The sequence below is a fragment of the Streptomyces thermoviolaceus genome, assembly GCF_045209695.1.
In the GTDB taxonomy this organism is placed as follows: Bacteria; Actinomycetota; Actinomycetes; order Streptomycetales; family Streptomycetaceae; genus Streptomyces; species Streptomyces thermoviolaceus.
In genome coordinates, this window is the sequence record NZ_CP109280.1 from 4,429,356 (window position 1) to 4,441,460 (window position 12,105).

Here is a 12,105-nt window from a genome sequence, read left to right on the forward strand (position 1 = left end):
CCTACGCCTCCTCGGACAGCAGGGTGCGTCCCCACCAGTCGTCCGCGTCACGGACGCCGGGCGGGATCGCGAAGACCGCCGAACCCACGTGCCGGATGTACTCGTTGAGCGCGTCGTGCGCGGACAGCTTGCGCTGCAGCGGGGTGAACCCGGTGCGCGGATCGCGCTGATAGGCCAGGAAGAACAGCCCCGCGTCCAGCCGGCCCAGGCCGTCGGTGCCGTCGGTGAAGGAGTAGCCCCGGCGCAGGATCGTGATCCCGCCGTTGGAGTCGGGGTGCGCCAGCCGGACGTGCGCGGTGGGCTTCATCGCCGGCAGGAACGGCTTGTCGTGCTCCTTGGCCTTGCCGACCGGTGCGCCCTCCTTCTTGTCCCGGCCGAAGACGTCCTCCTGCTCCTGCAGCGAGGTGCGGTCCCAGATCTCGATGTGCATGCGGATCCGCCGCGCCACGAGATACGAACCGCCCGCCATCCAGGCGTCCTTCGCGCTGCCGTCGCCGGCCGCGACCCACACGTGCTGGTTCAGCCGGTCCGTCTCGTCGCCCGCGATGTTGTCGGTGCCGTCCTTGAACCCGAACAGGTTGCGCGGCGTCTGCGAGTCGGGCGTGGTCGAGGACGTCTTGCCGAAGCCGAGCTGCGACCAGCGGACGGCGACCTTGCCGAACCCGATGCGCGCCAGGTTCCGCACGGCGTGCACCGCGACCTGCGGGTCGTCCGCGCAGGCCTGGATGCACAGGTCGCCGCCGCTGCGGGAGGGGTCGAGGTCGTCGCCGGGGAACTGGGGCAGGTCCACCAGAGCGGCCGGACGCCGGTCGCGCAGACCGAACCTGTCGAACAGCGACGGCCCGAAGCCGATGGTCAGCGTCAGCCGCGACGGCGGAAGGCCCAGCGCCTCACCGGTGTCGTCCGGCGGCGCCTCGGCCGGTCCGCCCCAGGCGCCGTCACCGACCGCCCGGCCGGCGGTCATCCGGCGCGCGGCGGCCGTCCAGTCCTTCAGCAGCTGCACGAACGCGTCGCGGTCGTCGGTCGTCACGTCGAAGGCGGCGAAGTGCAGCCGGTCCTGCACGGGCGTGGCGATGCCCGCCTGATGGGCGCCGTGGAACTCCACCGCGCCCGCCTCCGGGCTCACCTCGTTCCTGCCGCCGGTGGCCGCCGCGACCGCGCCGCCGGCCGCGACCGCGCCGAGCGCGAGCCCGGCGCCGCCCCAGCCGAGCAGCGCGCGACGGGAGGGCGCGGCACCGCCCCGGGGTGTGATGTCGGTCCGGTCCGTCCGTGTCATCGATCGTCCTTGCTCAACTGCTCACTTCACGACGGCGGCCGCGAGCCGGGACAGCGGCTCGGCGAGCGCGTTGACGGCGTCCGACAGCTGCTTGCGCTGCGCCTGGCCGACCTTGTCGTAGGAGACGAAGTCGTAGGAGGCGGCATCCGACGGGTCGGTGCGATACGTGTCGAGCAGGCTGTTCAGCGCGGCGAACTGCTTGTCCAGCTCCTTGGTCAGGGCCGGGTCGTTCTGCGCGGCCACCGGCTGGAGCAGCTCGTAGGCCTTCTGCGCGCCCTCCACGTTGCCCTTGAAGTCGACCAGGTCGGTGTGGGAGTAGCGGTCCTCCTCACCGGTGACCTTGCCGGTGGCGACCTCGTCGAGGAGTTCCTTGGCACCGTTGGCCATGGAGGTCGGGGTGATCTCGGCGGTGCCGACCCGCCTCTGCCAGTCCTTCAGGTCGGTGACCAGCTGGGCGGCGAGGGTCTTCTCCTCGGGACCGATCTTGTTGTCCTGCCACAGGGCCTTCTCGAGCCGGTGCCAGCCGGTCCACTTCTGGCCCTGCTCCAGGCCGTCGGCGCGGGTGTCGACCTTGGGGTCGATGTCGCCGAAGGACTCGGCGACCGGCTCGGTGCGCTCCCAGCCGAGCCGGGAGGGGGCGTAGGCCTTCTTCGCCGCGTCCAGGTCGCCGGCCTCGATCGCCTTCGCGAACGCCTCCGCCCGTGGCAGCGTCCGGTCGGCCTGGTCCTGTGCGTACTGGCGGTACCGGGCGACGGCCTGATCCAGCTTCGGGTCGCGCTCGGGCGTGGCGCCCGAGCCGGTCACGGTGAGCTTCTGCCGTACGCCGTGCCCCTTCATCCCCGGACGGCAGGCGATCTCGTACGTGCCGGCCTTGATCTCGGCGGTCAGCGTGTAGCGGGTGCCCGGGCCGATGTTCTCCTTCTCCGAGACGATCCGGTCGTCCGGGAAGAGGATCTCCACCTCGGTCGCCTTCGAGCCCGTGTTCTCGATGTTCAGCGTGACCTGGCCGGCCGGGACGGACGAAGCGGAGGTCTCGCAGGCCGAGTCGGCGGCGGTCACCCGGATGGCGTTGCCGTCGTCGGCGTCGCTCTTGGCGGTGCAGGCCGTCAGGGAGGCCAGAGCGGCCGCGGTGACCACGGCAGCGACGGAGAATGGGCCGGCTCGCATACAGGCTCCTGGTATGAACCGAAAGACTGGTTTGGAAGTTTGGTAAGGCTCGCCTAACTTACCTCGGGGCCGGACGTACTCGCGCGTAGCGTGATGTATCTCTCAGACAGGTGCGGAACTCCCGTCGCGGACAGCACCGACAGCACGGACAACACGTTGAGCGCGCCGGTCGGTGATACGGGGCCGGGGCGCGTGGTGTTCACCGGCAGCGTGTGCTGTTCGGCACGCGCTCTCGCACGGGTGACGGTGCGTCGCGGGGGAGCGGGGCCCGGGCGAGGGCGGGCACGGAGCCGGGCGGCGGGGCCGGAGACGGAAAATGCCGCGACACCGCTCACGTGTGAGCGGTGCCGCGGCAGCGGCAGCGGTGCGAGCCGGTCCGTGAGGCCGGCGGTGCGAGCCGTAACGGAGGCCGGCGGTACGGGCCGTTACGGCAGGGTCAGGATGTCGGCGCCGGTGTCGGTCACCACCAGGGTGTGCTCGAACTGGGCGGTGCGCTTGCGGTCCTTGGTGACCACGGTCCAGCCGTCGTCCCACACGTCGTACTCGATGGTGCCCAGGGTCAGCATGGGCTCGATGGTGAAGGTCATGCCGGGGCGCATGACCGTGGTGGCGTGCGGGCTGTCGTAGTGGGGGATGATCAGGCCCGAGTGGAACGACGTGTTGATGCCGTGGCCGGTGAAGTCGCGGACCACGCCGTAGCCGAAGCGCTTGGCGTAGGACTCGATGACCCGGCCGATGACGTTGATCTGCCGGCCCGGCTTGACCGCTTTGATCGCGCGGTTGAGCGCCTCCCGGGTGCGCTCCACCAGCAGCCGGCTCTCCTCGTCCACGTCCCCGACGAGATAGGTGGCGTTGGTGTCGCCGTGCACACCGCCGATGTACGCCGTCACATCGAGGTTGACGATGTCGCCGTCGCGCAGCACCGTCGAGTCCGGGATGCCGTGGCAGATCACCTCGTTGATGGAGGTGCACAGCGACTTGGGGAAGCCGCGGTAGCCGAGCGTGGAGGGGTAGGCGCCGTGGTCGCACAGGTATGCGTGCGCCACCCGGTCCAGCTCGTCGGTGGTCACGCCCGGGGCGATGTGCCGGGCCGCCTCCTCCATCGCCTGCGCGGCGATCCGTCCGGCGATGCGCATCGCCTCGACGGTCTCCGGTGTCTGCACCTCCGGTCCCGTGTACGGCGTCGGCGCGGGCTTGCCGACGTACTCCGGGCGGCGGATGTGGCCGGGCACGGAGCGGGTGGGGGAGAGCTTCCCGGGGACGAGCAGCGACTGGCCAGACATGACAGCGAGTCTAACCAGCGGGCCATGGGGGACCATGTCGGTGGCGAGAGGAGCTGGTCATGCCCCTGTTCAAGAAGCGGACCGTGGGGAAGCCGGGCGAGTGGTACTACTGCCTGCAGCATCAGAAGGTCGAGGAGGGGCCGGAGTGCCCCGCCAAGGACCGCTTCGGGCCGTACACCTCGCCGCAGGAGGCCGCGCGGGCCATGGAGACCGCCCGGGAGCGCAACCTGCGGTGGGAGAACGACCCCCGCTGGCACGACGCATCCGCCGGCGACGGCCGCGACGGCGACGGAGACTGAGCGGGGCGCCGCGGCCGGACGCCACGACCGGATCACCGACGCCGCCACCGCCGCACGCGGCTACCAGCGCGGCGGTGGCGGCGCCGTCAGGTGGTCCGCCAGCCGGGACAGGCGGTCCCGCAGCCGTCCGGGGCGGCGCGGTGCCCAGCGCGGGTTCTCGCCGGCCGCCGCGCTCACCAGGTGCTGCACCGTGTCCAGGTCCAGCTCGGAACCCTCGGGCACGGGCAGCGTCTCGTGCGCCAGCGTCGCCAGATCGCCCCGGCCGCAGCCCAGCGCCAGCACCGTCGCCCCCGCCCGGCGGGCCTCGTGCACCCGCCCCAGCAGCGGTTCCGGCTCGTCGGGGGCGACGACGAGCAGCGTCTCGCCGCGCCGGGCCGCCTCCAGTCGGCCCAGGCCGACCGCGAGATGCGCCGGGTCCGAGGGGCGGGCGCCGTGCCGGACCAGGGTCGGGGCCAGCTCCGGGGTGCCCGACCAGGCGGCCTCGTCCGTGAGGTGGGCCGCCAGATGCCACGGTTCGTAGGCGGGCGTGCCCACCAGCAGCAGCCCGCCCCCGTGCGACACCACCGAGGAGCGCAGCACGCCCGCGAAGTGCCGGGTGGCCCCCAGCCACTCGGTCCCGGCGAGCACGTCCCGCAGCAGCGCAACCCGTACGGCGTCCATGACGGCGCATCCTTCCCCGATCGGCGGCAGCGGCGCGGGAGTTCGGGCGCGATACACCCGCACCGGGGATGACCGGAAACGCTCTGGTGACGCGCCTCACTCGGAAGGGTGAGCGTGCGTGGGCGGACGTAGAGTCGGCGCATGACCTCTAGTGACAGCGCACAGAAGGCTCCCGCCAAGGACCCGTGGGACCTGCCCGACGTGTCCGGCCTGGTCGTCGGCGTGCTCGGCGGGACCGGCCCGCAGGGCAAGGGCCTGGCCTACCGCTTCGCCCGGGCCGGCCAGTCCGTGATCATCGGCTCCCGGGCCGCCGAACGCGCCCGCGCGGCGGCCGAGGAGGTCGGCCACGGCGTCGAGGGTGCCGACAACGCCGAGACCGCCCGCCGCAGCGACGTGGTGATCGTGGCCGTGCCCTGGGAGGGGCACGCGGACCTCCTGCGCTCCCTGCGCAGCGAGCTGGCCGGCAAGATCGTCGTGGACTGCGTCAACCCGCTCGGCTTCGACAAGAAGGGCGCCTACGCGCTCAAGCCGGAGGAGGGCAGCGCCGCCGAGCAGGCCGCCGCACTGCTGCCCGAGTCGCGGGTGACCGCCGCCTTCCACCACCTGTCGGCCGTGCTGCTGCAGGACCCGGAGATCGAGCAGATCGACACCGACGTCATGGTCCTCGGCGAGCAGCGCGCCGACGTGGAGATCGTGCAGGCGCTCGCCGGACGCATCCCCGGCATGCGCGGCATCTACGCCGGCCGGCTGCGCAACGCCCACCAGGTGGAGGCGCTGGTGGCCAACCTGATCTCGGTCAACCGCCGCTACAAGGCGCACGCGGGGCTCCGCGTCACCGACGTCTGAGGCGATGGGGGACACTGGGGGCGCGGATCCGGCGGATGCGTGCCGCGGCACCTCCACCGTCCGCGCCTTCCCTGTCCGACCCTTCGAGCAGCCCAGGAGCCGACCCTCATGCCCCGCCTGGCCCTCTACGCCCTGATCGTCTGCGTGCTGTCCGTGGCCGCGGCCGTCGTCTCGTTCGTCCAGGGCAACTGGCTGGGCATCGTGTGGATCCTGCTCGCGGGCGTGTCGTCCAACCTGGCCTGGCTCCAGGTGCGCCGCGGCCGGGCGCAGCGGCGCGGCCCGGTCACCGGATGACCGCGCAGAACTCGTTCGTCTCCTGCCAGAACCGGTACAGCTCCTGACCGCAGAAGCGGTCGACCGGGCCGGCCCCCAGGTGGTCCAGGACCGTGGCCACGGCGCCGAAGAACGCGTCGTTGGCCGCCGGGACCTGCAGCACCGCGAAGACGAACAGCAGACCGAACGGCGCGAACGGCGCCACCTGCCGCCGGACGCCGACGGGCAGCCACGGCTCGAGGACGCCGTAGCCGTCCAGGCCCGGCACCGGCAGCAAATTGAGGATCGCCGCGGTGACCTGCAACAGCGCCAGGAAGGCCAGCGCGAACCGGAACGCGGCCGGCACGCCGTCCAGCGCGTCCAGCCAGAACGGCGCCGAGACCACCACGGCGAACAGCACGTTCGTCAGCGGGCCCGCGGCCGAGACCAGACTGCGCCGCAGCCGGCCGCGGATCCGGCCGTGCTCGACGAACACCGCGCCGCCCGGCAGGCCGATCCCGCCCAGCAGCAGGAAGACCACCGGCAGCACGATGCTCAGCAGCACGTGCGTGTACTTCAGCGGGTTCAGCGTCAGATAGCCCTTCGCGGCGACCGTGACGTCGCCGCTGTGCAGCGCGGTGCGGGCGTGCGCGTACTCGTGCAGGCACAGCGAGACGATCCACGCCGCCGTCACGAACAGGAACACCGCGAGGCCGGGCCGTGCGGCGAATCCGGTCCAGACGGCCCAGCCCGCGACGGCGGCCACGGCCAGGATCCCGACGAAGACGGCACTGATCCGGCGGTCGTCGGAGCGGGCGGCGGCAGTGGTCATGGGCACGGCTCCCGGTCGGTCGGCGGCAGGGATGACGACCGTACCGGGGACGGGCCGCCCGCGTCCTGCCCCGTCCCGCATATCCGCCCGGCGGCCCCGGCGCGGGAGGCGGAAACCGCACGGCGGTGCCGCGTCGTCCCCGGACACAATGAACCCCGTGCGCTACCGCATCCTCGGCCCCACCCAGGCCCTGAACCCCGACGGCACGGCCGCCCCGGTCGGCGGGGCACGGCTGCGTGCCCTGCTGACCGTGCTCGCCCTGCGGGCCGGCCGGACCGTGCCCGTGCCCGTGCTCGTGCGGGAGGTGTGGGACGGCGAGCCGCCCGCCGACGCCACGGGCGCGCTGCAGGCCCTGGTCGGCAGGCTGCGCCGCGCGCTGGGCGCGGAGGCGGTCGTCTCCGCCGAGGGCGGCTACCGGCTGGCCGCCGGCGCCGACGACGTCGACCTGCACCGCTTCGAGCGGCTGACCCGCGAGGGGACGCGCGCGCTGGACGGCGGCGACCCGGCCCGGGCGGCCGCCGTCCTCGACGAGGCCCTCGCACTGTGGCGCGGACCCGCGCTGGCCGACCTGCCCGACGGCGGCGCCGAGGCCGCCCGCTGGGAGACCCGCCGCCTGGAGGCGCGGCGCGCCCGGCTCACCGCCGCCCTCGCGCTCGGCCGTGCCGAGGAGACACTGCCCGAGCTGGCCGCCCTGTGCGCCACGCATCCGCTGGACGAAGGGCTGCAGGCGCTGCGGCTGCGCGCCCTGCACGCGGCGGGCCGCACCGCACAGGCCCTGGCCGCCTACGAGGACGTCCGCCGGCTGCTGGCCGACCGGCTCGGCTCCGACCCGGGACCGGAACTCACAGCGCTGCACGCCCGCTTGCTCCGCCCCGGGGAGCCGTCGCGGCAGCCGGCCCGCGCGGTGCCCGCGACCCCGTCCCCGGCGGCCGACCCGTCGGAGGACCGGACCCGGCCCGGCGACGGCGCACCGGCCGCAGCGCGGCCCTCCGGGAACCTCCCCGCCCGGCTGACCTCCTTCGTCGGCCGGGAGGCCGACATCGACGCGATCCGCGCCGCCCTCGCCCGCTCCCGCCTGGTCACGCTGACCGGGCCGGGCGGCTCCGGCAAGACCCGCCTGTCGCAGGAGGCCGCCGAAGCCCTCGACCCGGCGCCGCGCGACGGCGTGTGGCTGGCCGAACTCGCCCCCGTCGACGACCCGGCCGCCGTGCCGGAGGCGGTGCTCACCGCGCTCGGCGCCCGCGAGACCGTGCTGTACGGCGCGGGCGCGGAGGAGATGCGGGCCGCGGTCGCCGACCGGCACGACGAACCGGTCGCACGGCTGGTCGAGCACTGCGCCCGGCGCCGCATGCTGCTGCTCCTCGACAACTGCGAGCACGTGGTGGACGCCGCCGCCCGGCTCGTGGCGGAACTCCTCGCCCGCTGCCCGCATCTGACCGTGCTCGCCACCAGCCGGGAACCGCTCGGCGTGCCCGGCGAGGTGCTGTACCCGGTGGACCCGCTGCCCGAACCGGTCGCGCTGCACCTGCTCGCCGACCGCGGGGCGGCCGTCCGCCCCGGGTTCCGTCCCGACGCCGACCCCGCCACCGCCGAGGCCTGCGCCGAGATCTGCCGCCGCCTGGACGGGCTGCCCCTCGCCATCGAACTCGCCGCGGCCCGGCTGCGGCTGCTCACCCCGCGGCAGATCGCCGACCGGCTCGACGACCGCTTCCGGCTGCTCACCGCCGGCAGCCGCACCGTGCTGCCCCGTCAGCAGACCCTGCGGGCCGTGGTCGACTGGTCCTGGGACCTGCTGGACGCCCCCGAACGGCAGGTGCTGGCCCGGCTGTCGGTGTTCGCCGGCGGCTGCGACCTGGCCGCCGCCGAGGCCGTGTGCGGGCCGGCCGCGCTCGACGCGCTCGGCTCCCTGGTCGACAAGTCGCTGGTGATGGCCGCCCCCGGACCCGACGGCGCGATGCGCTACCGCCTGCTGGAGACGGTCGCCGAGTACGCGGCCGAGCGGCTCGCCGAGAGCGGCGCACGCGACGAGGCCCAGCGGGCGCACCTGACGTACTACCGCGAACTGGCCCGCACCACCGAGCCGTTGCTGCGCACCCATCGGCAGATCGAGGCCATCGCCCGCCTCGAACGGGAGCACGAGAACCTGCGCACCGCCCTGCGGTACGCGGTCGCCGCACGCGACGAGCAGGAGGCCCTGTGCCTGGTGCTCTCGCTCGTCTATCACTGGCAGATGCGGGACATGCACGGCGAGGCCCGCACCTGGTGCACCGAGGTCGCCGCGCTCGGCCCCGACCCGTTCGCCGAGCCGGTGCGGCGCGCCGCACCGGTGTGGGAGCCGTGCATCGCGGCGCCGCCGCCCCTGACCGGCGAGGTGCTGCAGGAGGCCCGGCGCGGCGTCCACCTGGCCTGTCTGGCCTACGCGCAGTACGAACCGGAGACCTGGCGGACCCCCGGGACCAGGCGCCGCCTGGAGATCATCTCCGAGGTCTACGAGCCGGGGATGCCGCAGACCTGCCGTCCCCCCGGCCTGGTGTGGTTCATCGCGGCGTTCATGCTGGGCGACGCCGACCGGATGCACGCCGTCCTGGACGCCTGCGTGCGCACCTGCCGCAGCACGCCCGGCTTCGAGTGGGAGCTGGCCAACGCCCTGCGCATGCGCGCGGACCTGTTCGCCAACCGTGCGGACCGGGCCGACGAGGCGGTGCGCGACGCCGAGGAGGCGCTGGAGATCTACCGCCGCATCGGGGACGCCTGGGGGCTGGCCGAGGCCCACGCCGCTCGGGCCGAAGCCCATGAGCGCAGGGGAACGTACCTCGCGGCGGCCGCCGACTACGAGGCGGCGATCGCGCACGCGCGGCGCCTCGGCTCCGACGGCCAGGTCGCGGTGCTGCGCACCCGGCTCGGCAGCGCCCTGCTGGAGGCGGGCGGTCACGAGGAGCGCGGCGAGCGCCTGCTGCGCGAGGTGATCGAGGACGGCAGCCACACCCTGCAGGATGTGCTGCCCGCTGCGCGGCTGTTCCTGGCCGGCTGGCTCAGCGTCCGCGGCCGCCTGGCCGAGGCCCGGGAGCACCTGCGCACGCTCCAGGAGGAGTACCCCCTGCCCCAGTTCGTCGTCTTCGACAACTTCGTCCTGGGCATGGCGGCCTGGCTGGACGCGCTCGACGGCCGCCACGAGGAGGCGCTGGACAAGGTCCGGCGGGTGCTGCGCGAGGCCCAGGAGCCCCTGTCCAGGACGGTCGCACCGCAGATGTCTTCCGTGTATCTCACCGTCGGCGCCTTCGCCCTGGCCGGCCTCGACGGCGGCGGCCGTGCCCGGGACGCCGCCCGCTGTCTGGCCGCCGCCGACGGCCAGCTGCCGCCCCGGCACGTCCCCTCCGCGATGGAGCGCCACGTCCGTGACCTGGCGGAGCAGCGGATCCGGGCCGCGCTGGGCGAGCGGGCGTACCGGGACGCGTATGCGCAGGGCGGCGGCCTGTCCGTCGGGGAGGCCGCCGCCCTGCTGTGACGGGCGGGACACGGCGCGCTCAGGTCCGGGTGCGGTACACGCGGATGGCCACGGGCGCCATCACCGCCGTGAGGGCCACCGACCAGCCGAGCGTCACCCACAGTCCGTGTGCGACCGGCCCGCCCACCATCAGGCCCCGGGCGGCGTCGGCGAGCGCGGACAGCGGGTTGTAGTCGGTGAAGGCCTGCAGCCAGCCCGGCATCGACGCCGTCGGCGCGAAGATCGACGAGCCGAACTGCAGCGGGAACAGCACCAGGAAGCCCATTGCCTGCACCGACTGCGCGTTCTTCAGCGTCACCCCCAGGGTGAGGAACACCCACATGATCGACGAGGCGAACACGGCGGACAGCCCCACGGCCGCGAACAGCCCGGGCCAGTTCGTGATGCGGAAGCCGACCAGCACGGCGACCACCATCAGGACGGTCGTGGCGAACAGCATCCGGGCCAGCTCCACCGCGATCTTCGCGAACAGCACCGAGCCGCGGCCGATGGGCAGCGACCGGAAGCGGTCCATGACACCGCTGTTGAAGTCCTGGCTGAAACCGGTGCCGACGCCCTGGGACAGGGTCATGCTCATCATCGCGATCATGCCGGGGATGACGTACTGCACGTACCCGTCCTGACCGCCGCCCAGCGCCTTGCCGATCGAGCCGCCGAAGACGTACACGAACAGCAGGGTGAAGGCGACCGGCATCAGCAGCGCGTCGAACATCGACTCCGGGTCCTGGCGGATCCACAGCAGATTCCGGCGGATCAGCGCCCCGGTGTGCCGCAGATGCCCCCGCAGCGGGATCCGGGCGTCGACGGGGGCGTGTCGGGTGACGGTGCTCATACGGCGGCCTCCTCGCGGGTCCTCGCGGCGGGGGCGTCCTGCGTCCGGTCGGCGCGCTGACCGGTCAGGGACAGGAACACCTCGTCCAGGCTGGGCAGTTCGGTGGTGACGGAGGAGATGGTGATGCCGCGCGCGGTGACCGCGCCGACGGCGGCGGTCAGCTGCTCGTCGCTGAGGACCGGCACCAGCAGCACGCCGTCCTCGGAGTCGACGACCGGGGAGGCCAGACCGGTGATGCCCAGATCGTCGATCATCGCGGCCAGCGGGGCCAGGTCGCGGGGGTCGGTCGGCTTCACCCGCAGGGTGCGGCCGCCGACCTTCGCCTTCAGCTCCTCGATGCCGCCGCGGGCGATGACCCGGCCGCGGTCGACCACGGTCAGCTCACTGGCCAGCTGCTCGGCCTCCTCCATGTACTGCGTGGTCAGCAGCACGGTCACGCCCTCGTCGACCATCGACCTGACCTCGTCCCACACCTCGTTGCGGGTGCGCGGGTCCAGGCCGGTGGTGGGCTCGTCCAGGTACAGCACGGCCGGACGGCCGATCATGGAGGCGGCCAGGTCGAGGCGGCGCCGCATGCCGCCGGAGTAGGTGTGCGCCGGGCGCCGGGCCGCCTCGGTGAGGGAGAACCGCTCCAGCAGCTCGTCGGCGCGGGCCCGGGCGTCGCGGCGGGACAGGTCCAGCAGCCGGCCGATCAGGTACAGGTTCTCCCGGCCGGAGAGCTTCTCGTCCACGGAGGCGTACTGGCCGGTCAGCCCGATCACCCGGCGCAGCTGCCGGGGCTGGCGCACCACGTCGTAGCCGGCGACGGTCGCCCGCCCGGCGTCGGGGGCGAGCAGGGTCGACAGGATGCGGACGAGGGTGGTCTTGCCGGCGCCGTTCGGCCCGAGCACGCCCATCACGGTGCCCTCGGCGACGTCCAGGTCGACGCCGTTCAGCGCCTTGGTCTCGCCGTAGTGCTTGACCAGCCCCCGTACGGTCACGGCGCTGCGTGCGCCGGCGGGGTCGTCGTCGTATCGCGTCATGCCGACGACGGTGTCACCCGTCACCGACGAACCACCGACATCCCGCCGACGCCCGCCGGGACGCACCGACATCCCGCCGACATCCCGCCAACGGCCGCCGGGACGCACCGACATCCCGCCGACATCCCGCC

11 protein-coding genes are annotated in these 12,105 nt (G+C 73.8%); 4 read left to right on the top strand and 7 right to left on the bottom strand.

Annotated elements, in window-relative coordinates; genetic code table 11:
- Nucleotide 1: 1 nt before the first annotated feature.
- From efeB to map, 3 genes are all read right to left on the bottom strand, one after another.
- On the bottom strand, nt 2-1,276 hold the full coding sequence (gene efeB, locus OG899_RS19325) for an iron uptake transporter deferrochelatase/peroxidase subunit (RefSeq protein WP_406311102.1): 1,275 nt from the start codon (nt 1,274-1,276) through the stop codon (nt 2-4).
- Between the two features lie 21 nt (nt 1,277-1,297).
- Nucleotides 1,298-2,443, bottom strand: a complete 1,146-nt coding sequence (gene efeO / locus OG899_RS19330; RefSeq protein WP_356847072.1) for an iron uptake system protein EfeO — start codon at nt 2,441-2,443, stop codon at nt 1,298-1,300.
- A 425-nt stretch (nt 2,444-2,868) separates the two neighbouring features.
- Nucleotides 2,869-3,726 carry a type I methionyl aminopeptidase gene (gene map / locus OG899_RS19335; RefSeq protein ID WP_125496298.1) on the bottom strand — a complete coding sequence of 286 codons (858 nt, stop codon included), beginning with the start codon at nt 3,724-3,726 and terminating at the stop codon, nt 2,869-2,871.
- A gap of 59 nt (nt 3,727-3,785) precedes the next feature.
- On the opposite strand from map, the gene OG899_RS19340 reads away from it, so the two are divergent.
- The gene (locus OG899_RS19340) at nt 3,786-4,025 is read left to right on the top strand and encodes a hypothetical protein (RefSeq protein WP_125496297.1); all 240 of its coding nucleotides are present in this window, start codon (nt 3,786-3,788) and stop codon (nt 4,023-4,025) included.
- A gap of 60 nt (nt 4,026-4,085) precedes the next feature.
- Here the strand turns inward: OG899_RS19340 and OG899_RS19345 are convergent, their stop codons facing one another.
- The gene (locus tag OG899_RS19345; protein WP_125496296.1) at nt 4,086-4,685 is read right to left on the bottom strand and encodes a hypothetical protein; all 600 of its coding nucleotides are present in this window, start codon (nt 4,683-4,685) and stop codon (nt 4,086-4,088) included.
- 141 nt (nt 4,686-4,826) lie between these two features.
- On the opposite strand from OG899_RS19345, the gene npdG reads away from it, so the two are divergent.
- A complete protein-coding gene (npdG, locus tag OG899_RS19350; protein WP_125496295.1) occupies nt 4,827-5,531 on the top strand; it encodes an NADPH-dependent F420 reductase in 705 nt (234 codons plus the stop codon).
- 108 nt (nt 5,532-5,639) lie between these two features.
- A complete protein-coding gene (locus OG899_RS19355; RefSeq protein WP_125496294.1) occupies nt 5,640-5,825 on the top strand; it encodes a hypothetical protein in 186 nt (61 codons plus the stop codon).
- Here OG899_RS19355 and OG899_RS19360 read toward each other — a convergent pair.
- Nucleotides 5,815-6,615: a site-2 protease family protein gene (locus OG899_RS19360; protein WP_189427525.1), complete on the bottom strand. Its 801-nt coding sequence runs from the start codon at nt 6,613-6,615 to the stop codon at nt 5,815-5,817. The genes OG899_RS19355 and OG899_RS19360 overlap by 11 nt on opposite strands.
- 148 nt (nt 6,616-6,763) lie before the next feature.
- Here OG899_RS19360 and OG899_RS19365 point away from each other — a divergent pair, with 148 nt between their 5' ends.
- A complete protein-coding gene (locus OG899_RS19365; protein WP_125496292.1) occupies nt 6,764-10,120 on the top strand; it encodes a BTAD domain-containing putative transcriptional regulator in 3,357 nt (1,118 codons plus the stop codon).
- 19 nt (nt 10,121-10,139) lie between these two features.
- Here the strand turns inward: OG899_RS19365 and OG899_RS19370 are convergent, their stop codons facing one another.
- Together OG899_RS19370 and OG899_RS19375 are read right to left on the bottom strand one after the other, a co-directional pair.
- Nucleotides 10,140-10,952 (bottom strand): ABC transporter permease, encoded by an 813-nt coding sequence (locus OG899_RS19370; protein ID WP_125496291.1) that lies wholly within the window; start codon nt 10,950-10,952, stop codon nt 10,140-10,142.
- Nucleotides 10,949-11,974, bottom strand: coding sequence for an ATP-binding cassette domain-containing protein (locus OG899_RS19375; protein ID WP_189427526.1), 1,026 nt, complete (start codon nt 11,972-11,974; stop codon nt 10,949-10,951). Before OG899_RS19375 ends, OG899_RS19370 begins: the two co-directional genes overlap by 4 nt.
- Nucleotides 11,975-12,105 lie beyond the last annotated feature (131 nt).

Excerpts from the sequence above, each read along its gene's own strand:
- efeB (WP_406311102.1), bottom strand. The coding sequence starts at position 1,276 with ATGACACGGACGGACCGGACCGACATCACACCCCGGGGCGGTGCCGCG.
- efeO (WP_356847072.1), bottom strand. The coding sequence starts at position 2,443 with ATGCGAGCCGGCCCATTCTCCGTCGCTGCCGTGGTCACCGCGGCCGCT.
- map (WP_125496298.1), bottom strand. The coding sequence starts at position 3,726 with ATGTCTGGCCAGTCGCTGCTCGTCCCCGGGAAGCTCTCCCCCACCCGC.
- OG899_RS19340 (WP_125496297.1), top strand. The coding sequence starts at position 3,786 with ATGCCCCTGTTCAAGAAGCGGACCGTGGGGAAGCCGGGCGAGTGGTAC.
- OG899_RS19345 (WP_125496296.1), bottom strand. The coding sequence starts at position 4,685 with ATGGACGCCGTACGGGTTGCGCTGCTGCGGGACGTGCTCGCCGGGACC.
- npdG (WP_125496295.1), top strand. The coding sequence starts at position 4,827 with ATGACCTCTAGTGACAGCGCACAGAAGGCTCCCGCCAAGGACCCGTGG.
- OG899_RS19355 (WP_125496294.1), top strand. The coding sequence starts at position 5,640 with ATGCCCCGCCTGGCCCTCTACGCCCTGATCGTCTGCGTGCTGTCCGTG.
- OG899_RS19360 (WP_189427525.1), bottom strand. The coding sequence starts at position 6,615 with ATGACCACTGCCGCCGCCCGCTCCGACGACCGCCGGATCAGTGCCGTC.
- OG899_RS19365 (WP_125496292.1), top strand. The coding sequence starts at position 6,764 with ATGAACCCCGTGCGCTACCGCATCCTCGGCCCCACCCAGGCCCTGAAC.
- OG899_RS19370 (WP_125496291.1), bottom strand. The coding sequence starts at position 10,952 with ATGAGCACCGTCACCCGACACGCCCCCGTCGACGCCCGGATCCCGCTG.
- OG899_RS19375 (WP_189427526.1), bottom strand. The coding sequence starts at position 11,974 with ATGACGCGATACGACGACGACCCCGCCGGCGCACGCAGCGCCGTGACC.